This is a genomic window from Gilliamella sp. Pra-s60 (assembly GCF_009795755.1).
GTDB lineage: Bacteria > Pseudomonadota > Gammaproteobacteria > Enterobacterales > Orbaceae > Gilliamella.
Genome location: NZ_WTFA01000002.1, coordinates 246,338 through 271,234 on the forward strand (window position 1 = coordinate 246,338; position 24,897 = coordinate 271,234).

Annotated in this window: 26 protein-coding genes and 1 tRNA gene; 14 read left to right on the forward strand and 13 right to left on the reverse strand. The window is 34.3% G+C overall.

The genetic code is table 11. From position 1 onward, the window contains the following. Positions 1-690, forward strand: a complete 690-nt coding sequence (pnuC, locus tag GQ596_RS02720; RefSeq protein ID WP_160400146.1) for a nicotinamide riboside transporter PnuC — start codon at positions 1-3, stop codon at positions 688-690. Positions 691-793: 103 nt separating this feature from the next. Here pnuC and GQ596_RS02725 read toward each other — a convergent pair whose 3' ends face one another. The 6 genes from GQ596_RS02725 to GQ596_RS02750 are packed head-to-tail and all read right to left on the reverse strand — an operon-like array spanning position 794 to position 4,308. Next, positions 794-1,420, reverse strand: coding sequence for a protein-L-isoaspartate(D-aspartate) O-methyltransferase (locus tag GQ596_RS02725; RefSeq protein WP_160400147.1), 627 nt, complete (start codon positions 1,418-1,420; stop codon positions 794-796). Between the two features lie 5 nt (positions 1,421-1,425). After that, positions 1,426-2,454, reverse strand: coding sequence for a tRNA pseudouridine(13) synthase TruD (truD, locus tag GQ596_RS02730; RefSeq protein WP_160400228.1), 1,029 nt, complete (start codon positions 2,452-2,454; stop codon positions 1,426-1,428). Positions 2,455-2,469: 15 nt separating this feature from the next. After that, on the reverse strand, positions 2,470-2,955 hold the full coding sequence (gene ispF, locus GQ596_RS02735) for a 2-C-methyl-D-erythritol 2,4-cyclodiphosphate synthase (protein ID WP_160400148.1): 486 nt from the start codon (positions 2,953-2,955) through the stop codon (positions 2,470-2,472). Positions 2,956-2,959: 4 nt separating this feature from the next. Continuing rightward, positions 2,960-3,676: a 2-C-methyl-D-erythritol 4-phosphate cytidylyltransferase gene (gene ispD, locus GQ596_RS02740; RefSeq protein WP_370516479.1), complete on the reverse strand. Its 717-nt coding sequence runs from the start codon at positions 3,674-3,676 to the stop codon at positions 2,960-2,962. Then, positions 3,673-3,969, reverse strand: coding sequence for a cell division protein FtsB (gene ftsB / locus GQ596_RS02745; protein WP_160400150.1), 297 nt, complete (start codon positions 3,967-3,969; stop codon positions 3,673-3,675). The genes ispD and ftsB overlap by 4 nt, the downstream gene beginning before the upstream one ends. Positions 3,970-3,990: 21 nt before the next feature. Beyond that, entirely contained in the window at positions 3,991-4,308 is a 318-nt protein-coding gene (locus tag GQ596_RS02750) for a TusE/DsrC/DsvC family sulfur relay protein (RefSeq protein WP_160400151.1), read from the reverse strand. Between the two features lie 193 nt (positions 4,309-4,501). On the opposite strand from GQ596_RS02750, the gene GQ596_RS02755 reads away from it, so the two are divergent. Beyond that, positions 4,502-4,589: transfer RNA gene (locus GQ596_RS02755), tRNA-Ser, on the forward strand. 615 nt (positions 4,590-5,204) lie between these two features. Here the strand turns inward: GQ596_RS02755 and GQ596_RS02760 are convergent. The 3 genes from GQ596_RS02760 to GQ596_RS02770 form a co-directional block, all read right to left on the reverse strand. After that, on the reverse strand, positions 5,205-5,705 hold the full coding sequence (locus GQ596_RS02760; RefSeq protein ID WP_160400152.1) for a GNAT family N-acetyltransferase: 501 nt from the start codon (positions 5,703-5,705) through the stop codon (positions 5,205-5,207). A 126-nt stretch (positions 5,706-5,831) separates the two neighbouring features. After that, positions 5,832-6,374, reverse strand: coding sequence for an IS6 family transposase (locus tag GQ596_RS02765; RefSeq protein WP_160400153.1), 543 nt, complete (start codon positions 6,372-6,374; stop codon positions 5,832-5,834). Between the two features lie 830 nt (positions 6,375-7,204). Then, a complete protein-coding gene (locus GQ596_RS02770; protein WP_160400154.1) occupies positions 7,205-8,917 on the reverse strand; it encodes a hypothetical protein in 1,713 nt (570 codons plus the stop codon). A gap of 460 nt (positions 8,918-9,377) precedes the next feature. On the opposite strand from GQ596_RS02770, the gene GQ596_RS02775 reads away from it, so the two are divergent. Beyond that, complete coding sequence (locus GQ596_RS02775; protein ID WP_160400155.1) at positions 9,378-9,956, forward strand: hypothetical protein; 579 nt, start codon at positions 9,378-9,380, stop codon at positions 9,954-9,956. Between the two features lie 276 nt (positions 9,957-10,232). Here the strand turns inward: GQ596_RS02775 and GQ596_RS02780 are convergent, their stop codons facing one another. The 4 genes from GQ596_RS02780 to GQ596_RS02795 form a co-directional block, all read right to left on the reverse strand. Next, positions 10,233-11,828 (reverse strand): bifunctional aspartate transaminase/aspartate 4-decarboxylase, encoded by a 1,596-nt coding sequence (locus GQ596_RS02780; RefSeq protein WP_160400156.1) that lies wholly within the window; start codon positions 11,826-11,828, stop codon positions 10,233-10,235. A gap of 30 nt (positions 11,829-11,858) precedes the next feature. Further along, positions 11,859-13,559 carry an aspartate-alanine antiporter gene (aspT, locus tag GQ596_RS02785; protein ID WP_160400157.1) on the reverse strand — a complete coding sequence of 567 codons (1,701 nt, stop codon included), beginning with the start codon at positions 13,557-13,559 and terminating at the stop codon, positions 11,859-11,861. A 320-nt stretch (positions 13,560-13,879) separates the two neighbouring features. Further along, positions 13,880-14,278, reverse strand: coding sequence for a hypothetical protein (locus GQ596_RS02790; protein ID WP_160400158.1), 399 nt, complete (start codon positions 14,276-14,278; stop codon positions 13,880-13,882). 34 nt (positions 14,279-14,312) lie between these two features. Further along, a complete protein-coding gene (locus tag GQ596_RS02795; RefSeq protein WP_160400159.1) occupies positions 14,313-15,398 on the reverse strand; it encodes a class I SAM-dependent methyltransferase in 1,086 nt (361 codons plus the stop codon). 129 nt (positions 15,399-15,527) lie between these two features. Between GQ596_RS02795 and GQ596_RS02800 the strand changes: the two genes are divergently transcribed. From GQ596_RS02800 to GQ596_RS02850, 11 genes are all read left to right on the forward strand, one after another. Then, on the forward strand, positions 15,528-16,247 hold the full coding sequence (locus GQ596_RS02800) for a beta-ketoacyl synthase chain length factor (RefSeq protein ID WP_160400160.1): 720 nt from the start codon (positions 15,528-15,530) through the stop codon (positions 16,245-16,247). Continuing rightward, positions 16,229-17,026 carry a 1-acyl-sn-glycerol-3-phosphate acyltransferase gene (locus GQ596_RS02805; RefSeq protein WP_160400161.1) on the forward strand — a complete coding sequence of 266 codons (798 nt, stop codon included), beginning with the start codon at positions 16,229-16,231 and terminating at the stop codon, positions 17,024-17,026. The genes GQ596_RS02800 and GQ596_RS02805 overlap by 19 nt, the downstream gene beginning before the upstream one ends. Before the next feature lie 12 nt (positions 17,027-17,038). Then, a complete protein-coding gene (locus tag GQ596_RS02810; protein WP_160400162.1) occupies positions 17,039-17,293 on the forward strand; it encodes a phosphopantetheine-binding protein in 255 nt (84 codons plus the stop codon). A gap of 13 nt (positions 17,294-17,306) precedes the next feature. Continuing rightward, the gene (locus GQ596_RS02815) at positions 17,307-17,555 is read left to right on the forward strand and encodes an acyl carrier protein (protein WP_160400163.1); all 249 of its coding nucleotides are present in this window, start codon (positions 17,307-17,309) and stop codon (positions 17,553-17,555) included. Between the two features lie 118 nt (positions 17,556-17,673). Continuing rightward, on the forward strand, positions 17,674-18,120 hold the full coding sequence (locus GQ596_RS02820) for a hypothetical protein (RefSeq protein WP_160400164.1): 447 nt from the start codon (positions 17,674-17,676) through the stop codon (positions 18,118-18,120). Then, positions 18,090-19,463: a long-chain fatty acid--CoA ligase gene (locus GQ596_RS02825; protein WP_160400165.1), complete on the forward strand. Its 1,374-nt coding sequence runs from the start codon at positions 18,090-18,092 to the stop codon at positions 19,461-19,463. Before GQ596_RS02820 ends, GQ596_RS02825 begins: the two co-directional genes overlap by 31 nt. Continuing rightward, complete coding sequence (locus GQ596_RS02830) at positions 19,463-19,825, forward strand: hydroxymyristoyl-ACP dehydratase (RefSeq protein ID WP_160400166.1); 363 nt, start codon at positions 19,463-19,465, stop codon at positions 19,823-19,825. Before GQ596_RS02825 ends, GQ596_RS02830 begins: the two co-directional genes overlap by 1 nt. Then, on the forward strand, positions 19,816-21,567 hold the full coding sequence (locus GQ596_RS02835; RefSeq protein ID WP_160400167.1) for a glycosyltransferase: 1,752 nt from the start codon (positions 19,816-19,818) through the stop codon (positions 21,565-21,567). The genes GQ596_RS02830 and GQ596_RS02835 overlap by 10 nt, the downstream gene beginning before the upstream one ends. Then, entirely contained in the window at positions 21,557-21,979 is a 423-nt protein-coding gene (locus GQ596_RS02840; RefSeq protein WP_160400168.1) for a thioesterase family protein, read from the forward strand. Before GQ596_RS02835 ends, GQ596_RS02840 begins: the two co-directional genes overlap by 11 nt. After that, entirely contained in the window at positions 21,976-22,581 is a 606-nt protein-coding gene (locus GQ596_RS02845) for an outer membrane lipoprotein carrier protein LolA (protein WP_160400169.1), read from the forward strand. The genes GQ596_RS02840 and GQ596_RS02845 overlap by 4 nt, the downstream gene beginning before the upstream one ends. A gap of 106 nt (positions 22,582-22,687) precedes the next feature. Beyond that, positions 22,688-24,895 (forward strand): MMPL family transporter, encoded by a 2,208-nt coding sequence (locus tag GQ596_RS02850; protein ID WP_160400170.1) that lies wholly within the window; start codon positions 22,688-22,690, stop codon positions 24,893-24,895. Positions 24,896-24,897: the final 2 nt, after the last annotated feature.

Sequence of the window (24,897 nt, forward strand, 5' to 3'; positions counted from 1 at the left end):
ATGAATAAATTAAGCGACATTATTATTTTAATCGGACGCAATAAATTCTATCCATTATTTTGTATATTATGTGTAACATTGGTATTTTTATACACTGATCCATTTACTCAATTTGATATACGCTATACGGTTTCTTACATAGGCTCTTTTTGTGGTCTAGTCTGTGTTATTTTATTAGCAAAGCGTAAAAACATGGGTAATGTATTAGGCATGTTTGCTGGCGTTGCAGAATGTTCTGCTAATATTCTTGGCGGCAATATTGGTGCAGGATTACCATCAATTTACTATTTTTGTTCACATATCTATGGTTTACTTACATGGAAAAAGAACATGGATAATGATAAAAACGTTAAAGTCCGTTCACTAAGTGAAACTAGCTTTTTATATACTCTCATCTTTCTGATTGTTGCAGCTTTTATTAATATTTATCTAACTGATAAAATTGGCGCACCGAATACAACTTACCAACTTGTTATTAATTGTTTCATCTTTGGATTAGGTATGGTTGCTCAGTTATTACTGATGATGAGATACTCTTTTAACTGGTATTTATGGGTAATCTTAAATGTATTGGTCATTGTTTTAAATATCTATACCAACAATATTATTATCACAACACAATACTTAATTTACCTATTTAATGCTATTTATGGAATTTGTGAATGGAAGCGTTCTGCACAAAAAGAATAACTATCTAAAATTTTGTAGAAATTTTTAAAAAAATTACGTTTAAATATAAAAAAATAGAAAATAAAGCACTTATTTTCTATTTTTTATTTATGATGAAAAGTCATTATTCTATATCGCCTTTAACCAAAGGCACAAATATTACCTCGCCCATATTTTTAGCTACAAAACTATCGCCATTACGCTCAATTAATTGCAGGACCTGTTTATGTTCGCCGACAGGAATCACTAATCGACCTTTATCGGCTAACTGTTCTAGCAAGCGTTGTGGCACCTCAGATGCAGCAGCGGTAACAATAATGCCATCAAATGGTCCACGCTCAGGCCAACCTAACCAACCATCGCCATGACGCGTTGCAATGTTATGAATATCAAGTTGTTTTAAACGGCGCTTAGTATTCCATTGTAGGCTTTTTATTCGTTCTACCGAACAGACATTTTCAACTAATTTAGCTAAAACGGCAGTTTGATATCCAGATCCTGTGCCGATTTCAAGCACTTTGGAGTGAGGTTCTAATCTTAATAGCTCTGTCATCTTTGCCACAATATAAGGTTGGGAAATAGTCTGACCACTGCCAATTGGTAGCGGACGATTATCGTAGGCTTGATGCGAAAGTGCTTCGTCAACAAAATGTTCTCGAGGAACAGAGGCAATAGCATTTAAAACACGCTCATCTTTTATGCCTTGTTGACGCAAAGATTTAATTAGGGATTGCATTTTTAAACTTTGCATTTGGGCTACTCATTTTCTATTATTAATTCACGAATCACACTTGTTGCATAGCAACCGGATGACAAATAAAATTCAAGCTCAATAGTACAACAATCTAGCCATTGCCAATTAAGCTGATGTGCTCGTAACAATATTGACCGCCTTGCTGTTTCTATTCGCTCTTTTTTAAACAGATCATTAAATTCAGACCAATTTTCTAGACATTTTTTCTCAAACTCTAACGCTTTACATAATGTACCAAGTGGTGAATCACCTATCATAGGGGCTGTAATATTAAGTTCACCGCTATCTAAGCGCTGTTGTAACAGTATTAATTCATCATTCTGTGCAACAAACCAACTACTGCGCTGTGCTAATTGTAATATATCGCCATCAAGCACGGTTTGCTGTAAATTTTGAGCAATTCGTTGGCTGACAATATCATTAAAAATTGCACTCCGTGCTGCCGAAAGATAAAAACTGCGTTTTTTGCGATCTTTTACCGAAATTTCGCCTTTAGCCCAACTTATGGCTTGAGTAATATTATTTCCATCACGACCAAAACGCTGTTCGCCAAAATAATTAGGCACACCGTGTTGTTTGATTAATGCTAATTTAGAATCGATTTCGGATTGTTCACTTAAATCTCTTAAAATAATTTTAAAATAATTACCCTTTAAAGCACCAATTTTTAATTTTTTATTATGTCGAGTAACGTCTAATATTTCACAACCGGCTAAATCAAATGCCGAAAAGTCAGGTGTTTGCTGACCTGGCATATGTAAACTAAACCACTGCTGAGTTACGGCATGACGATCTTTCAACCCAGCATAACTCACTAACTTTGGTGAAATACCAACATATTTGGCCAACTGTTCTGCCACAAATAGGGTATTACAATCACGTTTTTGCAAAAAAACTAAAACATGCTCACCGTCGCCAGTTAATTCAAAACCTAAATCCTCTGTAACAATAAAATCTTCGTATTGCTGTTTATATTGTCCTGTGGTGGTTGGTTTTCCGTATAAATAATTAAGTTGTGCTAACACCTGTATTACCTATTTTAAAATTTAATCTATTTTGAGCTTCTTGGTTAATAATACAACGGCTTGGCAAGCAATGCCTTCTTTACGCCCTGTAAAGCCTAATTGTTCTGTCGTTGTTGCTTTAACGCTAATTTGATCAAAATGGACATTTAGATCTTCAGCAATATTTACTCTCATTTGATCAACATGGGGTCGCATTTTGGGTTCTTGTGCAATAATTGTAGTATCTAAATTTACTAACTCATAGCCTTTCGCCTGAACAAGGGCATACACCTCTTTCAATAATATTCGACTATCGATACCTTTATATTTTGGATCTGTATCAGGAAATAGCTTACCAATATCACCTAACGCTAACGCGCCAATCAACGCATCGGTTATGGCATGTAATACAACATCACCATCAGAATGAGCAATAAGACCATAGTGATAAGGGATCTTGACACCAGCAAGGGTTATTGGTCCCTCACCACCAAATTTATGCACATCAAAACCTTGTCCTATTCTCATACTTTTACCTATTTGGAGTTTGCTTAGTTAAATAAAAAGTTGCTAAAGCTAAATCTTCAGGGCGAGTTATTTTTATATTATCTCGACGACACTCAACCAATAAAGGATGTCCACCACAATATTCAACGGCTGAAGCTTCGTCAGTAATGGCAATACGGTCATTTAAAGCGTGTTGCAAACATGTTTTTAGTTCGCCAGCATTAAATAATTGAGGGGTTGCTGCGCCCCATAAATAAGTTCGGTCTTCAGAATAATCAATAACCGTATCATTATCTTGATAAGCACGCTTAACCGTATCACTAATACGCGTAGCTAATATGCCACCTTGTTTTTTATTTGTTACCGTTTCAATCAAGCGCGTAATATCATCATGATCAACACAAGGTCTTGCTGCATCATGAACTAACGCCCACTGTTTATCATTTAATAGTTGTAATCCTGCTAATACAGAATCAGCTCGAGTTTTACCGCCTAATGTAATTTTAATTTTATCATGCAAAGCGATCGAAAAAGTGCTAAATAGATGATCTTCAGGGCTAATTACAACAATAACTTGTGTAATTTGAGGATGTGTTAATAATTTATATAACGTATGTTCTAAAATCGTCTTTGCACCGATTTTTAGATATTGTTTGGGGATTTGGCTATTCATACGGCTACCAATTCCCGCTGCAGGCACGATAGCGATGATATCATTAAGATTATTTACGTTATGCATTATCGTTTTTTTGTATCCGAATCAATAATAATTCGATAAAAATATTCATTAGGTTTAACCATTCCTAAGTGACTGCGCGCACGCTCTTCTATTGCTTCATAACCGCGTTGTAAATCGTTAATTTCAGCAAACATTTGCTCATTACGAGCTTTTAATTTTTCATTATCAGCACGCAAATCGATTAACATATCAACATTATCTTGATAATCGTACACGTTATTTTTGCCATACCACAAAGAATATTGCAAATAACCAAGCACAGCCAATAGCAATAAAGGGAGCTTCCATCTTATCATGAGCTTAATATTATCCTTTATCTATATACATTTAACGGGTTTTGGCAAACCGGCAAGTTTAGTTGCTTGTTTAGCAGGACCGTCTGGAAATAACTTATACAAATAACGGCTATTGCCCTTTTCTACACCAAACTTTTTTTCCATCGCTTTAACTAATGCGCGTATAGCTGGCGAGGTTTTATATTCTAAATAAAAATCGCGAACAAATAAAATTACCTCCCAATGTGCATCCGTTAAATTAATTCCCTCTTTTACGGCCAATTCAGGAACCAATTCAACAGTCCAATCCTGCCAATTTTTTAAATAACCTTTATCATCGGTTTCTATCTGTTCTAACATTTTTTAAAATACGTTACTTAATTTGCATTGTATTATACTCAATTAATCAAAAACCAACACTAATTTTGATGAGGAATGCACCTTCGATTGCCTGATTTCCATAAAATTTGATGAAATTTAAAGCAAACGATAAAAAATATTAAAATAGCTATTTACAAATAAGCAAGTCTCCTTTAATATTCACAGCCATTGCGGAAGTGTGGCTGAGCGGTTGAAAGCACCGGTCTTGAAAACCGGCGAGGGGCGACCCTCCCAGAGTTCGAATCTCTGCGCTTCCGCCATCTTTCCTAAGTACATGTTAAAAAGCAATAACATAAAATAAAAATATTATTCAGTGTACCATTTAGTTTTAGATAGTATTACACAACACTATAATCTGCCATTTCTCAATTATCCTCAACATGTTAACATTTATTAAGTATTAATTACTAGCTAATCCATCCTGCTAATTTAGCAAAATTAGCAATAGTTATTTAATTTAAAGTTAATATCCTATTACTAACAAAAAACAATGTGACAAAATTCTTGCTCAAAGCAAGAGTCATAATATGAAAAGTATGACAACAGTAACACCTTTCTTATGAGATGATTATGATTAAGCGAGACCAAATTTCAAATGTGAGCTTATGAATAGTAATTAGGATATAAAAATCACTAAATTAAGTGCTTTATCAAATCGTATATTATTGGCATTAAAATTCTTTGATATCAAACGAGAGTATCTGTACAGAAGAAAAGTTGCGCCTAAAACAGAGAAATGGCGATAAATAGTCACTTATCTAGAGGTATTTAGGTCTAAATATAACCCTAAATTCCGCAAAAAAAGCGCAGTTAAAAATTTAGTTTGAGCTACTAAAGTTGAATGAAGCTTTACCGTACAAAGGTCTCAATAAAAATCAAAGTGGTTTATACATATGGTAATTTATAAGTATCTGGTTTTTTCTGGATATTTTATTAGCTCGCTTTATTTTAAAACCCCATTTTTTGAAAATTGGCATGGCCACTTTTGAAGCATCTACACTTAATTGTGAAAGCTTTTTCTGGTGGGCCAAGTCAAACACATGGTCATAGAGTTTTCTAGCTATGCCACACTTTTGAAAGTCAGGATGCACATACAGACAGTCTATGTAACCATCATCTCTAAGTTCAATAAACCCCGCAAGGCTTGAGCCAAAGATAGCCATCCAAGGCTGAGTGTTATCTAAACGTTCTAACCACTTCTGATAATCTGGTGGTGTTGAGCACCATGCTTCTTGCTGTGCTTTGCTATAAATATCGGTATCAATAGCATGAATAGACGAATGAAACAAATCGCATATTTCAGTGGCATAGAGTGAAGAGTATGGTTTTACTTCGATTTTAGATGCAACATTACCCAATTTGTTTCCTATTTTCATTATGATTTACCCTAGTAAGACTTTACACTTCAATATCGCCAACATTGACATGGCTGGCTTCCGTTTAATAGCTTCGTGAATATCCACATCAATAGCTAAGTATGGTTTGCGCCATGTTCTGCTTTTTTACTTTACATTTACCAAAAACTTTAAGAACTGTCGAGTCAATAACGAAATATCGAATAGCCCTCTCGTCTTATTGCTATATTTGGTGTAATTAGAAAGTAATGTTTTAATTGGTTTGATATAGCTTTTAAGCTTGTTTGTAACTACTGTAGTTAAAGTTTGTTTAGTATTTTCTCTTATCTTTTTAAGAAAACGTTTTGCTGCGTTTCTGTTCCTTTTTTCTTGAACTAACACATCAATCGCTTGACCATCTTGGTCAACGGCATACCACAAATAAACACGTTTACCGTTGATCTTGTAAAAGGCTTCATCCATATAAACATAATCACCATACTGTTTTATCTTTCTAATTCTTTTGGCGTAGGTTTTGCCAAATTTAATACACCAATAACAAATAGATTCATAAGTTACATAGATGCCTTTTTGCATCATAATAAGTTCAATATTACGATAGCTTAACGTGAAACAATAATAGAGCCATACGCAGTGGCTAATAATAGTAGCAGGATAACAATGTCGTTGATAGATTTTACTTGTTTTCATCTGTATGATTGTGCTAAGAATGAGTTAACTTGACAGTATCAATGAGCCATTTTTTTTAACATTATGGTGACAACTCAACCAGTAAGGCTAGCTCCAACAATAATAAAGTGATATTTTTTTAATTATTTTTTTCTTATAAGTTAACAACCACAATTAATTTCCGTTCCAGATTTAGGTTCATCACCTTCAGTAGCAAAACCATCTCTTTTCCACCCATCAATTCTTTGACATTAAACCCTAAAGCTAATAATTTCAAACAAGTTTTCGTATAAGTGTTACATCCAATTCCATCAAAAAGAAGTTAAAATAGTTAGTCAATAAATAATTTATGACACTCAAAATTTAGGTTTGACTTTGATTGAACACCATATTACTTTAATCCATAGCAGTCCAAAACAATCAATTCTAAATACCCCCCTAAAAAATAAAACCTAAGCAATAAACCATCGTGCACCGTGTGCTCTGCTATTGGCTGAAAGAGTTTTTAATTCTTAAAAAAAGAACTATTTTGATAAAAAAATCGGTCAGGAAAGGTATTGATTTTATTGAAGTTTTTTTCGATGTTTTTTAGCAAAAGCCTAAACGTCCGAAACTTGCCGTACTACAAATAGACCACCGCTTTAAACCGCCACAGCGTAATCCACTAAAACTGCCATCGACGCTTTCAGCGTCGGCGGCGGGGGGGGCGGCGCTATTGTGGCTTTGCCACAACGGCGCAACCCTAAGGGAAACGCCCCAACTTACGCGGGGGCTTTATTCTTTTTTATATTATCCCCTCAGGCACCATAATCGCCCCCGCGCCCTAAGGATTAAGAACTAAACGCTAAAAGCTAAGGTGCGGTGCAAACAGCGTAACTTCTGCCGCCGTCCTGGTAGCTGTAGAAGCCGCCGCTGGTCAAGACATCTAAATGGTTGCTACCCCTCACGTCACTCGTCCAGTAGCCGCCCTTGATGAAGCCCGCATCAGCGTAGTTGTTCATCCAACCCCACTCCGTGAAAAACCCTGCTCCTATGTGACGCTCGTAATAATTACCTGATGAGCTAGGGGCTGCGCCTAAACCGTAAAGATTTGAATTGGTTAAATCCCTTACCCTAGGCATCCCATAACCCAAACTATTACACCATGCTAATTGCTCATTATAAGATTTGCTTTGACTACTCCGATGGACGAACCACTGCTTTAACACAAATCCATAACGAACCTCATTACCACTTCTATCCCTACCAACCAACTCGAACGTCTGTGGCAAAGATGGCACGGTAATTCGACCTGGATTATCTGACCATATTTGACTTGCCCTAGGACCATGCAACGTTACCCGTGTTACATTTTTGGATTTATCCCTAATCCATTTATCAATATCAGAATTCCTTGGGTCTGAGACTGGCAACCTCCAACTCACCGTTGCGCTTATACTACCTCCTGTGTTAACCGTCCAACTTAACTGACTTCCGTCAATACCAACTATATCCAAATCAAAATACAAACCATCTGCTCCCGTTGTTGGAAAGTTCCTGTCGTAAGATGATGGACTTGTAAACACTGTTAAAAAGCCCTTAGTAGGAGACCATATGTTAGCTGGGCCTGCATAGTAGGCGGCATCCCAATAATTATCAATGCCTCTTGTTCCACCCAACAACAAATTCGGCCTGACCGAACAAATACCTGCATTATCATATGGATTAATATAATAATCCACCGTTGCGCCACTAAAACTACTACTCCTTGGGACCCCATACTGCGTACTTAATGTGCCACTTGTACTTGTTAAAGTTACCTTATAAGGAGCACTACATATACTTAATGCATCGCTACGATTAACCGTAGTACCGTTTTTATCCGTAAACGTTACCGATATACTCCCCGATGCCGTTACTCCACCTACTCCCTGTCCGTCTCCATCATCATCACCCCAATATCCCTGACTCACCAAATCATTCATCGTGATTGAACTCCGTGATGGTGGAACTATCGTCTCTATATGACTTAAGTTACTCCCCACATATGGCAACCTGATTGGATTAGTTGGTGTTGATGGGTTGGTTGACCTTGTGTATACCGTACCATCCTGCAACTTTATTGACAATAAACGGTCTGTATTCGTTAATTTTGTTACCCCACCATCAAACGTTAAATACGGCGCACTCCCCTCGATAGCCCTTGAGGTATAAGCCGTTAACGCCTCTGTATCCTGCGTATACGACAATAACAACAATGGCGCTAAGAATAATGCCGATTTTGATAATAATGGTGATTTAAATAGTAACGGCGGTTTGAGTAACCACTTGGGTATCGGTGATAATTTTGCCGAAGATGTGGTTGATGACCTGACCGAAGAGGTTCCTGAAAATGTTTCCGAAGATGCTGCTGAAGAACCTGCCGAAGACATCGCCAATAAAGACCACGATGACGGCGTCGATTTCGCTACGCGAAATGACTTCGGTGATGAAAATAACTGTGGCGCTTGTTTTTGACCACCGTGCGAATCAATAAGATTTAGGGCATAGGTTTGGCAGGCCAGATGCCAGATGCCAGATGCCAACCATGGTAATGCATTTTTATTTCCCTGTCAAGTAATTTCTTGTTTTTTCTCGATTTTTCTATCCGTTCGCTTTATTTTTGAGCGATTCCCTGCTTGAATAAGCAGGAAAATTATAACTTGATGGTGCATAATCTGCCACTTTTTTTGTTAATTTATTGTAAAGATTTGTTAGGGGGTAAGAAAGCATTGCTTTGGCTTTTTGGGGGGAGTGGCGGTTTATACGAGAATCGGTTGTGGTTTGGTGGGTGTTTTTGATAAAAACGCGATCAAAAAAACTTAAATAAAATCAATGACTTTACTGACCAATTTTTATCTGAATTTATTTTTAAATCATAATTTAATATATTGTTTTTATTGGATGGATATAAGTATAATTTACTTTAATAAGTAATGTATCTTAAATTTATAATCGATTTAATTTATAGTAGTATTCTCTTAAATCACATAGGAATAAACAATAATGAATAAGCTATTGAAATTAGTAACTGTTGTATCTTTATTTTTTACAGCAACCATCTTTGCTGCCCCAAATACAGAAGAAGTCTCTATATTTAAAAAACAGCATGAAGTTTTAAATGATGGTATTGAATATTTAACTTATTCAGCTGATATTGATGATGGTCGTTTTGTTATTATTATTGATGAAAATAAAGAAACTAAACAAGCTGTTACAAGATATATCGTTGGTAAAAAAGTATATCGATTACTTTCGGTTAATTATTGTGTTTCTGAAACGGATTTATGTGGTGATATCACTACCCTTTTAAAACCGTTAGAAGTATTAGCTGATAATTTATATGGAGCTGAAGCAGCTAAAGAATTAGTTTGGCGTATCACTTATGTTAAAAATGATGAAATAGTTTCAACTGATCAATTAGTTCCAATTCCAGAATTAGGTGATTTAAAAGACTTTGTTGGTGTTTATAGCGATGATGAAGATGAAGATGACACGAGTGTCTCTTATGATGAAAATAGTCATACAGAACAATACATGCCACATATGTTAGGCTGGAATTATGGTCCTAAAGTTAATCCATAAAAATAGCAAACCCGTTTGTTATTGCAAGTAAATGGACGACAATGCATAATTCGTTAAAGCCGTTGATCGAGTTGCCTGCCAAGACAGTGATTTTTATTCGATAAATGGCTTTATTTTTGAAAAATAAAAACTTCAATAAAATCAATACCTTTCCTGACCAATTTTTATAAGGCTTTTGTTGGATTTTATTATAAATAACGAAGTCATGTTTTATTTGGTAAATAAAAACCCTAGATTATCTAGGGTTTTGTGTGGGTTATTAGTATAACTATTTAGTTATTTGTTTTTTGCTTTATATTCTGCGTAATATTCCTCGGCCAATTTGCGCATTGATAAGCCAATTGCGGCATATTGGTATTCATTTAAATTCGCTAACGATGCTCGGGCTGATGGGTGTTGTACGGCAAATCCTTTACCTGGTAATAGCACTACACCCGCTTCGTCGGCAATTCTAAATAGCATTTCAGATGGATTTTTATTTTTTAGGATCCATTTTGCGAATTTGTCGTCATATAACTCTCGGCAAATATGCTCTAAGTCAACTAATGTGTAGTAGTCTACGCTGTTTTCATCCGTTTTATGTTGCATACCTAAATGTTGATAAAGTGATGCTGCACGGCGACGGATTAATGATTTTAATGCGTTTTTATAACTTTGATCGCTATCCATCATTTCGCATAAGGCAAATAATACCATCTGTACTTGTTGCGGAGTTGAAAGCCCTGCAGTATGGTTTAAAGCAACCGCACGACTATCAGCCACTAAACGATCGATAAATTTTAGATTTTCAGGATCAGTAACAATTGAGCTATAGCGTTTGTTTAAGATCTGTTTAGTTTTGTTTGGTAGTGCTTTAATGGTGTTGTCTATGACATTATCACGTGCCGTTGCAATAACACCTAAACGCCAACCTGTTGCTCCAAAATATTTCGAAAATGAATAAACTAAGATGGTATTTTTTGGGCATATCGCAAATAGGGATTGGAAATCATCAGCAAATGTACCATAAACATCATCAGTTAGAATAATTAATTCAGGACGTTTTTTGACAATGTCGGCTATGATTTTTAAGCTTTTATCATCAATTTTAACTGATGGTGGGTTTGATGGGTTAACAACGAAAAAGGCTTTGATTGATGGATCTTCTAATTTTCGTAGTTCTGATTCAGGATATTGCCAATTTAAGTTAGGATCAGAATTGATTAACACTTCAACAAGTTGGTAATCGTTAAGTTCAGGAATTTCAAGATAAGGCGTGAATATTGGCGCTCCAATAGCAATTTTATCGCCCTTTTCAATTAATCCGTTTTCTTTCATTGAATTAAAAATATAAGCCATGGCTGCTGTGCCACCTTCAACAGCAAAGAGGTCAATATCATCACGATCTAAATATTGAGCCCCCATTTGTTGTAAAACATAGGATTTTACGACATCTTCGCTAAAGTGTAGCATTCTATCTGGTACGGGGTAATTACACCCTAAAATACCTTCGACCATTTCTTGTAGAAAGGCATTTTCATCAAGTCCAAGTTGATCGCGAATATAAGAAAATGCTTTTCCTAAAAATGCCACGCCAGGAGTGTGATAGTTTTGGCGGACAAAATGTTCAAAGCGTCCTGTTAAACCCGCTTTGATAGGCATGCCACCAACACCTTCATTTAAATATGAAAATGACGTTTCGGATTCTTGAGTCGCAAAAACACCTAGTTGGAAAAAGGCTTGACGTGGCCATGTGGCAAGAAAGTTTGGATTACCACGACCTGCATTTAGCATAGCGCGATCAGCATGACTTTGTGCTAACTCAATTAAGCTATCTTTAAGTTCAAAAGGACTTAAATTGGCATATTTTGCATATTCTGTTTTGTTTTTCATAATTTGTATCCTTTATCATGTATATTTCAATTAAACGAAAGCAACAACCAATGGCCCTAATAATGTTAGGAAGACATTAGCAAGGGCATAGGTAATAGCGAAAGAGTTAGTTGGTGTTGAGTTGCCTGCTTTGTTAAGTACTTCACCAAAAGCAGGGTTAGCGCTACGTGCACCGGCTAAAGCACCAGCAAATACCGCGGCATTTTTATAACCAAGTACATATTTACCAAAATAAATCGCAAGTAGCATTGGCAATAACGTTACAACAACACCAATTAAAAACAAAGATAAGCCTTGTTCTTGGATAGTATGAATTGCTTGTAGTCCTGAACTTAAACCAACGACAGCAACAAAACCAGCCAAACCAAAATCTTTTAATAACTGCACAGCACCTGTTGGAATATTACCGACAGTTTGATGAAGTGAGCGATACCAACCAAATAATAAACCCGATAAAAGCGCACCACCACCAGCACCTAAAGTAATTGGAATATTGCTGACACGAATCACAATTAAGCCAATAATTAAACCAACAACAAGTCCTAACCCATGGAATATCCAATCAGTTTTATCACTTTTGGCGATCGGTGCCCCGATTTTATCAACAACACGTTTAAGGTCACCTGCGCTACCATAAACAGTGATAACATCACCAAGTTTTAAGTTAATATCGTTATTAAGTGGTAGAAGCATGCCATCACGATGTATCGCAATTAAATAGATACCGTGTTTCAATTTCATCACTTCGTCAGATGATAAAACGTCAGATAGGTTTTGCCCAACGTAACGAGTGTTACGCATTTCGACATCTTGGGTGCTCATCACAACATCCATACCTGATGCTGAGTTAATTTCTTCGCCAAGTAGATCACTCGCGCTAATCATGGCATCACGGTGACCAATAACCAGAATGATATCTTTCGATTTGAGTAAAGTTTCTGGCGTTGCTTCAATTATTTTATTGCCACGTTTGATACGTTCAATACTAATCCCGTTAATTGTCTTTTCAATATGTTCGACAGTTTGATTGATTTTATTGGTGATACGATACAAACGACCTGTAACGTCCGATAAAGCTAAATTTTGATTGCTACCTAATAAAAGTGAACCATGAAGTTGTTCGGCTTGTGCTTTCATTGCATCATCGCCAATATCACTCCCCATTATTTTAGGTAGAATGTTAACACACACAATAATGGCACCAAGCGAACCAAAGATGTAAGTAACAGCATAACCAATGGTGACATTTGCCTGCATTTTACTTAACTCCTCTGCACTTAAGCCAAGTTGACTTAATGCATCAGATGCGGTACCCATGATGGCCGATTGCGTTAATCCGCCTGCCGCTAAACCAGCAGCAAGTCCTTTGTCTAAATTAAATAACTTAGACAATATAACAACGGTGATTAACCCCGCAACAGCAATAAAGAGTGCTAAAAAGATTTCGCGTAAGGTTTTAACCCCTAGCGAACGAAAGAACTGAGGACCACTTTCAAAACCAACAGCATAAATAAAGAGAGCAAAAAGTACAGCTTTAACACCAGCGTCAATGGTTACACCAAAAACACTTAATGCAACAGCAACAAGTAATGAACCTGCAACGCCACCAAGTTGGAATTTTCCAATTCGAATAGCGCCAATTAAATACCCTAAACTTAAAGATAGAAATAAAAGAATTTCTGGTGAGTGTTTAAGCCCATCTAAAATCCATTGTGAAAGCCATTGAAACATAATAATTGTCCTTAAGCGCAATGATTTGTGATTAATGAATTTGAAAAGATATATTTGGGATTTGAATAATATTCATAAAATATTATGAATACTTTTACATATTAAACCGCAAACTAAAGAATAGATATTCAGTTTTAACGATTAATATCATTGTTAAAAAGTGACTAATTAATAACTTTGAGGTTGTCTATTTAAAATATATTTGTAATAGACTTGTTTTAAGGAAAGGTATATAAGCTCAATAAAAAATTGAGCTTATAATTTACTTATGTTGCAATTTAAAACTAAAATTAATTTAGAACTAGATATGGTAAAGCTTATTATTTCGCTTTAAAAATATTTTCCCTAATTTTAGCGTCTAGATTATTTACCCAACGATTATAGTTACGGTGAACATTGCCACGGCTATCTTTTAAATTATCGCTAACCGATACATATTTAATTGAATACCCTTTTGCTGAATAAGGAATGTCGACCACAACTTCAAATTTTCGATTATATAAAGAACCACGAATAGTGTTGCTATTAATTGATTGAAGCTTCCAAGAACCAAATGCTGCATGCCCTTTTGTTGCTGAATCTAAAATTGCTCTTTTTACTTGTTCCTTAGTTAGACCTTGTACTGGTGTGTTAAAGGTTTGTGGTTGTTGATACTTACCAGAACAACCAAATAAAAGTGAAACGAAAACAGCAGCTATGATAAATTTTAAAAACTTCATTGTTTACTCCTTGAATATTATTGATTAATTTTAATTAACGTTTTTTACATATTAACAAAGTATGACCATAACCTAGACCATCAATGTCTTTTTCAACGTGAAAACCTGCGCTGCTTAAACATTGATAAAACACTTTAGAATGGTAAAAACGGCTATTGCCATTTGCTAAACAAGTAAAATATAAAGAAGATGCATTGACACTTAATGCACCGCCTTCAAAGCTCTGTCTATCTCCAAAAAGATCCATAATACATAGGGTTGCATCATCTTTCATACTATGATGAATGAGTGTTAATATATGAGTAATTTGTTGGACACTAAAACAATCCAAAAATTGACTCATCCACCAAATATCAGCTTTATTTGGCAAGGCCTCGGCAGTTAATAAATCAACTGCAATCCCATCGATACGATCTTCAAAACCAGCTTGTTTAATATTTTGTTCCGCAACAGCGATTTGTTGAGGTAAATCCAATAACGTTACTTTTATATCCGAACAATGTTTTGCACAATACATCGCCCATTTACCCGTATTGCCACCCACATCATAAATATGTTTGGGATTTAATTGGCTTATATGCGAAAAAGCAGCCGGAAAGGAGTGATCGGAATAAAAATGGTCAAATTCAAACCAACTTTTTTTAGCTTGTTCTGGTAAAGCTTGCAACGCTGGATAAATCGTTGGCCAATCCCCGAAAACTTTTAATCCAGCAGGAGTACCGGTTTCTAATGCTTCTTGCAGATAAAACATGCTTTGATAACAAATGTCTTGAGTAAAGTTAATATTGACTGTTGTCATTTTATCATGCAATAAATAGTGACCTATTTTACCCAGAAAATAACGTGTCCCTTTTTGATAAATAACACGCATGTTCAATCCAATATCCAATAAAATTTCAATAGCATAATCAGATAAAGAAACCTCTTTAGCGATTTCATTAAAATCTGCACCATTTTTACCAACACGATCTAAACATGCCAAGATACCTTTGTTTCTCATACAAAGAACAGCTTGAAAAAAAATAGGTGAAAATGCGATTTTTTGAGCTTCTGTAATAGCATCTAACGCAGTGTAAATATCTTCATCATATCTATATTGAGTATTTTTTTGTCCTGTCAAACTATTGCCTTTCTATATTGTTTTAATGTATTGTAATAAGTAAATTTTGATATTTTTTAGTAAAAATAGCGTAAATAATAATACAAAATATCTTTAAGTAAAGAATTAACCGAATAATATATCATCAAAATGAACTTTTCTTTTTCCGTTGAAAATTGGTTTGCTTTATCTTCTGGATTGTCCAATAAAGCCGACTGGGAGTTATGGGCAACACATCTTAATCATGATTGGTGTTTACCCGTACCCAAACCAACCAAAATACCAATGATGCAAGCTCGAAGAATGAGTGTTCCATCTCGTTTGGCTGTTGAAGTTGGACTTGAATTATTGCAGGATAATCAAGTCGACTTTGCAATTTTTATTAGTCGACACGGTGAATTAGAAAGAACGTATAAAATTTTATCTGCATTGAATCAAGATAACGATATTTCACCAACAGATTTTGCCTTATCCGTACATAATACGGCCTCTGGGTTATTAACAATTATTGCTAATCAAGCAATACCAATTACTTCTCTTTCAGCACATATTGATGGGTTTCATCAAGGTTTGATTGAAGCATTATCAATGCTGCAATCTGGTAACAAAAAGGGGTTGTTAATTGATTTTGATGGTGTTGTTCCTGATATTTACCAAACGCAAGTTAAACAAGTGGTTCCCATTTATGCGGTTGGGTATATATTAACTCAAGGTAATCAAATTCATTGTCAAAACGTAGAAAAAGTAGCAACCATTTATCAAGAAAACTACCCGCAATCACTTGCTTTTTTACATGCATATTTAAATCAACAAAAACAATTTACCTTACAAGGAAAGGTACAAGATTGGCAATGGACATTAAATCTGTAACAAAAAAAAATAGTTATACTTTTAATCAATGGTGGCGCTTATTTGTTACAGCATTCGGATTTGTGTTGTTTGGTATTTACGGATTAGTTATTTTATCTATTCTATGGTTTAGTCTATTAAGATTACTAGTTTGGAATAAAAATAAAAGAAATATTATTGCCCAAAAAAGTATTAGCCTTAGTTTTAAATTATTTTTATGGATAATAAAATTTTTGGGAGTTATCGATTATCAGTTTAATGGCCTTGAAAAATTAAAACAGGATAAAGGTTGCCTGATTGTTGCTAACCACCCTTCTTTGTTGGATGTTGTGCTATTAGCTTCTGTCATGCCTCGTTGTGATTGTTTAGTTAAAGGTGCATTACTCAGAAATATTTTTGTCAGTCGCATAATTAAAACAGCAGGTTATGTTTTAAATGGGGAATCAAGCAAAATTTTGCCACAATGTCAGCAAATATTGGACAATCAGGGAAGAATATTAATATTCCCTGAAGGAACAAGAAGTGTTCCCAATCAACCAATGGTATTACAACGTGGTGCAGCAAATATTGCCTTACGTTGTCATGCCAATATTCGAATAGTCCATATTGAATGTAAACCTACTTGGTTAATTAAAGAACAAAAATGGTATGATATCCCTATTAAAAAAGCATTTTTTAACATTACCATTGGAGAAAAAATCATAATTAATGATTTTTCAGACCAAAACACTACAATTGCAGCAAGAAGATTAACAAAATATCTTACTTCGGTATTAGAAAAAACAACCGAAAATAATTAAAAAGGGAACTCAATGCAAAAACTACATAATGAAATTAAAACCATTATTATTAATACGCTAAATTTAGAAGACATCACTCCAGACGATATTGAAACCCAAGCGCCACTTTTTGGTGATGGCTTAGGGCTTGATTCTATTGACGCATTAGAGCTTGGTCTAGCTATCAAAAATCAATACGGTATCGTTTTATCGTCTGAAAGTGACGAAACCAAAAAAGCATTTTATTCAGTAGAAACATTAGCGAATTTTATTTCATCACAACAATAAGGAGCAAAACAAAATGGATAAGCAACAGATTTTTGAACAAGTCCAATCAGCATTAGTAAAACTGTTTGAATTACCGGCAGAAAACATTAAACCTGAATCAAAACTATTTGAAGAGTTAGATCTTGATAGTATTGATGCCGTTGATTTAGTTGTACACCTGCAAAAAAAGATTGGTAAAAAAGTTGATCCCGAAACGTTTAAATCAGTCAGAACAGTGCAAGATGTTGTTGACGCTGTTTATAACCTGGTGAATGATAATTAATATGGATAAAGCTAAGTTAATAATAAAAGTTATAACTAACCTATTGTTGGTTTGTTACCCTTTTATTATCTACTTATCTTTTAAATATCAATATATCAATCTTGTCATTTGGGTTTTAATGGCGTTTTTTGTTTTACGGTTTATTTCATTGCCTAATCTATTTTCGTCTATGCGTTGGTTGGCGAAAACTCTTGCCATTATGGGTACATTATTAGCAGTAAGCAGTTGGCTATTTGCCAAATATCAACTACTTCTTTATTACCCTGTAATGGTTAATGTGATCTTTTTGTTGTTGTTTAGCTACTCATTATCACAACCCCAAACAATTATCGAAAAATTTGCTAGAATGCAACACGCAGATTTACCTATTAAAGCTGTGCAATATACTCGTAAAGTTACCCTATGCTGGTGTTTATTTTTTGTCATAAATGGATCCATCGCTTTAACAACCTGTCTTATCAATGATATGTATTGGTGGACTATTTATAATGGTTTAATCAGCTATTTGCTAATGGCAATATTAATGGGGGGAGAATGGCTCATTCGTCAAAAATTACAACATTAGTGCCATTATCACAGCAGCTATCACGAGCTGAAAACGATATAATTGCGTTTAGACAACATCAGCCTTTGACAGTTAACGATCTAAAAAAACAAGTTTTTCGTATCAGCAGAGCATTGAATCAATATTCTAATCAATATTGGGCATTATCAATGCAAGACAGCTTCAATTTTGTTGCAGGGTTACTGGCACTGCTTTATTCAGGTAAAACGCCTAGATTGCTTAACCCTTCACATCAAGAGATACAGCATCACTATGATGGACTATTAACTGATAATATCAACAGCGATAAAAAATGTTTTCCAGATAAAGTAATCATTCAAATTAATCAATTAAACAATACGGCATTAGTTGACGACTATCTGTATTTAAATACTGGGTTTAAGCAACAAATTTTGACATTGTTTACATCAGGATCAACAGGGTTACCAAAACCAATCAATAAATCAGTGTCACAACTTGAAAAAGAAATTCAGATCTTAATTGATAATTGGGGGACATTTTCTAATGATCTGTTTGTAGCATCGGTTTCACATGAACATATGTATGGTTTAACATTTAAAATTATGTTATCCCTAAGTAATAAAATCCCTTTTGTTTGTGAAGCAGTAATTTATCAAGAGCAGTTAGCAAAATATCGACAAAACCAGATTATCTATATCACCACACCATCGATTATTAAAAATTTAGATAATAATTTACCACCAATCAAATGTGATAAAGTTATTTCGTCTGGTGGTAAATTAAGTTATGAAGAAGCACTATGTTGCCAACGAAATTTCAATGTATTACCGAATGAAATATATGGGTCGAGTGAAACAGGTATTATTGCTACTCGCCAACAACATACCTCAACAACCCCTTGGCAATTATTTTCATCAATTCATATTGAACAAGCTCAGCAACCTTTACTAATATCACCTTTATTAGCAAAACCAGAACCATTGAACGATAAAATAAAAAAAGTGGATGAAAGACATTTTCATCTATATGGACGACAAGATAAAATTGTAAAAATTTCAGAAAATCGAGTGTCGCTTACTTATATTGAAAGAAAAATCCAACAATTTGAACAGGTTGATGAAGTTATCATTATTCCTTTAGAACAAAATAATAGAACAATACTCGGAGCAGTTATTGCTCTTTCATCATCTTATAAATCACTTTTAAAACAGTATGATTACTTAAAATTAACACAATATTTTCGACTTTTACTAAAAGATATTTTATCATTAAACGAAATACCCAAAAAATGGCGTTTTGTTGAATTTATTCCAAAAAACTCTCAAGGAAAATGTACTTACATTGAGCTAAAAGCACTATTTGATGCAAAAAAAGAAAAATAATGAATAAAAAATATGTAAATGACATAATAATTGATGTTAACGAAACAGAAGCTGATATTGAGTTTTCTGTCCCCTCTGATTTATTCTGGTTTAAAGGACATTTTCCATTTCAACCTTTATTGCCTGGCGTAGCTCAACTTAATTGGGTCATTTATTATGCTCAAAAATGCTTTGGGAAACAGTTGACTTTATCGTCTATGGACTTAGTAAAATTTCAATGTCCTGTACTACCAGAGGATCACCTTATATTACACCTAGTATGGTATAAAGAAACAAATAAACTAGAATTTAAGTACACTATTGTCTCATTAGATAATAACAAAAAGGTCGCTAGTTCAGGAAGGCTTACACTATGTCCGTGATACCATTTCCTACACCTAAAGATTACTGTTTTGTTATTCCTTGTTATAACCACAGCAAAACTTTATCTTGTGTACTAAAAAATATTGAATCGTATCGACTTGAATGCATTTTAGTCGATGATGGTAGTACAACACATGCAGCCCTAGAACTTGAACAGATTGCTTCTCAATTTCATTGGGTAACTCTAATCCGTTTAGCTGCTAACCAAGGTAAAGGTGAAGCAGTCATGATGGGGCTTAAACATGCATTAAGTATTGGCTATAAATATGCAATACAAATTGACGCAGATGGACAACATGACACGAAAACCATTTCACAGTTAATTACTCAATCAAAACGCCATCCCAATGCATTAATATCGGGTTGCCCTATATATGATAAATCAGTTCCTAAACACCGTTTAATTGCTAGATATATTACCCATTTTTGGGTATGGGTTGAAACTTTATCTTTTTCGATTAAAGATAGTATGTGTGGGCTTCGTATATATCCTCTAAAGCAATCATGTCATTTAATAAAACAGAGCCAAATTGGCAAAAGAATGGATTTTGATACAGAAATTATGGTGCGATTATACTGGCAAGGTATACCGTCAATTTTTGTTCCAACTCATGTTACTTATCCTAAAGATGGTATTTCGCATTTTAGAGCACTAAAAGATAATCTGTTAATTACACGAATGCATACTAGACTATTTTTTGGGATGTTACCTCGAATACCTTTATTAATAAAAAGAAACGTATCAGAAAATAACCAACAGTTGCATTGGTCACAAACAGAAGAAAGAAAAGGCTTATTTGGAATAAGATTAATTCTTAAACTTTATCAGCTTTTTGGAAGAAACGTAGCGCAATATATTATGTTCCCTGTTATCACTTATTTTTGGTTAACAGGTAAAAAGCAACGCCAAGCCTCAAAGTTATATTTGCAAACACTGAAGTCCTATTATGAAAAAATTCCTTTAGTAGATAAAAAACAATTAACAACTTTTCGGCACTTTCAACGTTTTGGCGATTCATTATTGGATAAATTAGCAAGTTGGCAAGGTGATATAAAACTTGATGATATTTATTCAACTAGTAAACAAAAATTTATAGATATTATCGAACAAAAACAAGGGATTATTTTGCTTTGCTCACACTTAGGCGATATTGAAATGTGCAGAGCAATAGCCGAACTTTCTCATAATGTAAAAATTAATGCGCTTGTATTCAAAAAAAACGCAGCTCGTTTTAACCAAATTCTACAGGAAGCAAATCAAGCTTCAGTAATTAATTTAATCGAAGTTGATACCTTAGGCCCTGACACTGCAATTTTGCTAAAACAAAAATTAGAATTAGGAGAATGGGTAGCTATTGTAGGAGATAGAACTTCAAATAATCCTTACCACAGATCACAAGACAACTCGATTATCTGGGCCGATTTTTTGGGTAAACCAGCGCCATTCCCTAAAGGACCATTTATTTTATCTTCAGCACTAGGCTTTCCTGTCTATTTGGTTTGGGGATTAAAACCCAATGGTCGTTTTCAAGTCTATTTAGAGCTTTTTGCAGATAAACTGATATTGCCAAGAAAAAATCGCCACTCTGAGCTTGAATTAATCATACAAAAATATGCAAATAGATTAGAACATTACTGTCTAATATCCCCTCTAGATTGGTTTAATTTTTATGATTTTTGGCAATTTAATCAACCTAAACAAATTAATTTAACTATCGATACTGAAAAACATGAAAAATAAATCAAAATACAGTGCAACTATTAAATATACTACTTCCTTTCATGATACCGATGCCATGGGAGTAGTTTGGCACGGTAATTATTTGAAATTTTTTGAAAAAGCTAGAGAGGCTTTATTTCAAAAATTTAATTATGGCTATAAAGAGATGCTCGAATCGGGTTATCTTTGGCCTATTGTTGATACACGTGTTAAATATAACGCCTCAACTATCGCAGAACAGACACTACAGATTACCGCAAAACTAGAAGAGTATGAAAATCGCATTAAAATTGGTTATACAATAGTCGACAGCAAAACAGGACAAAAAACTACCTCTGGCTATACCATTCAAGTGGCTGTATCAACTACTACTAAAAAAATGGACTTTGTCACACCATCAGTTTTCTTAGAATACTTTGGGCTAAAAAAATGAAAAAATATTTATGCTATCTCGTTACACTTTTTGTTGTTTGTTTTTCAACATGTAGTCAAGCTATCACGCTTGAAGATTTGCAAAAACAATTTAGTCAACATGCAACTGTTCGTGCTGATTTTGTACAAAATAGGTATATTAATGGTTTACCAAATCCACTTCATTCAACAGGAAAAATGATTATTTCGCAACAATTTGGACTATGGTGGCAACAACAAACACCTTTTATAATGACATTAAAAATGAATGAACAAAGGATGGAGCAACGTATTGACGATCAAAAACCACAAATCATCACTGCGGAAAGTCAACCACAACTATTTCAATTTAATCATTTACTCACAGCAATCTTTACTGCAGATAAAGAGATGTTAACCAACAATTTTGATTTAACATTATCAGAACACAATAAACAATGGACATTAGTCCTTACACCCAAATTAGCGCCGTTAAATAAAATTTTTAAACAAATTATTTTAGATGGTCAACAATACCTACAAACAGTCACCATTAACGATATGCAAAATGATAAAACTGTGATTGTATTTTCACACCATCAAACAGCAAAACTAACTAAAAATGAACAATTGTTATTCAACTAATCACCCAATACTAAAAAAATGCGCAATCGTATGGCTTATTACTGTAATTGGCCTAATTATTGGAGCTTGCTATCTTATAACACATAGCAAACTAAATAGCAGTGTTTTGTCTTTGCTTCCAAAAGAACAAATTAGTAATGTTCCAACAGAGATAATCGATGGATTTCAAAATAGATTAGATAAGCAACTGATTTTTTTAATTAAACCAGCAAAACCTGATGAAATAGCACCAGTAAAATGGTGGTATAATCAACTAAAAAAACAACCATTTATGTACCAAGTAAATGGCTTTCTTGATGAGTCCTTTCAGAAACAATGGGGACAATTTGCTTATCAATATCGTTACCAATTAATGGATGAAAAAACAGCAGAAAAAATACAATCTCATCAACAGTTAGCTTGGATACAAAGCCAACTATATTCACCTTTTAGCGGCATAAGTAGTAAAGAGTTACAAAATGACCCATTACTATTAACCCGTTCATCACAGATAAATCAATTGAGCCACGCAGGAAATTTAACCATTAAAAATAACTGGTTATCAGGGAAAGATAAACAAGGCCATACATGGTATATGATTTATGCTGAGCTTAATGGTTCATCTTTCAATATGAGTCAATCTCATCAAATTGTAGAACAAATCAAACTATTAACAGATGAACTTCAAACTATATGGCCAGGTACTGAAGTTTTAAAAAGAGGTGTACTATTTTATAGTGATAATGCCAGTATTGAAGCTCAAAATGATATTACTACCATCGGTAGTTTATCGATTATTGGTATTATTATTTTATTAATGACCATATTTCGTTCTGTCACACCAATTATCCTTTCCCTATTATCGATTTTTATCGGTATTGTCACAGGGTTAGTTGCTGTATTAACAGTATTTGGTGAAATTCATATTATAACCTTAGTGATGAGCACCAGCATTATTGGTATCGCCATTGATTACTCACTTCACTATCTAACCGAACGGTTACTACATGGTAATCAAGAATCCCCCTATATTAGCTTTAAAAAATTAATATCAACATTAGCTATCGCTTTGTGCACCAGCTTTATTGCCTATTTAATGTTATTGATCGCACCATTCCCTGGTTTAAAACAACTATCCGTTTTTGCTGTATTCGGCTTAGTTGGGGCATTTTTAACCGTAATATGTTGGTACCCTCTATTAGTCAAAAAATTACCAGTCCGCGAAAATGTGGGGATGCGTTTTTTAACTTTTTGGCTTAATGTATGGGAAAATAAAAAAATCCAATGGACAATGATATCATTTGCCTTTTTATTTATTGGGTATGGGATGATCAATTTAAAAGTCGATGATGATATCAGTAAATTGCAAACACTGCCTGCTCAGCTTCAAGCCGATGAACAAAAAATTATTAACATTACCCATCAACCAGCCGATCAAAAATGGTTTATTGTATTTGGTGATACACCCGAACAAACGCTACAACGCTTAGAAACTTTTTTACCAAAATTAGAACAAGCTAAAAAAAATGGCATATTTAACCAATATCAAACGATCAATATTCCTTCAATACAACGACAACAGCAAAATATTGCCTTAATAAAACAATATGCACCCGATATTATTGCCGCACTCCAGCAAATGAATATTGTTACAAAATTAGATAACATTAATGAAATTAAAGAATTTATAACGCCAGAATTATGGCAACAAAGTTCAATTAGCCAAGGTAGAAAACTACTTTGGTTATCATTAAAAGAGGGAAAAAGTGCTACACTAATTCCTATTAGCGGGGTCCATCTATTAGATAAAATAGCATCATTATCTGATCTTGAACACGGTGTTTATTGGCTTGATCGTCACACTGAATTTAATACCATGTTTGCGACCTATCGAATTCATTTATCACAATTAATTGCCTTAGCGGTTGTTGTTATTTGTTTAAGTTTTATTACTTTTAACTGGAAATATGGTTTAAAATCTGCTTTTAAAAGCACCTTACCAACACTGCTATCAATAGGTATTGCATTGTCGGTACATGGAATTACCAACCAAACACTCAATTTATTTTCTATGTTAGCGTTAATTTTGGTGATTGGTATTGGCATTGACTATAGTCTTTTTTTGGGTAACCCTAAAAGCCAAACACAAAGTGCATTATTAGCAGTAACTATGGCTGCACTAACAACATTATTATCCTTTGGTCTACTGATTTTTAGTCATACCAGTGCCATTATGGGCTTTGGACTTGTATTAACCAGTGGAATTTTTTCTGCTTTTTTATTTTCTCCATTAGCGATCAAATCTCACCAAAGTTTAAAACAAAAAAATAATTAAAA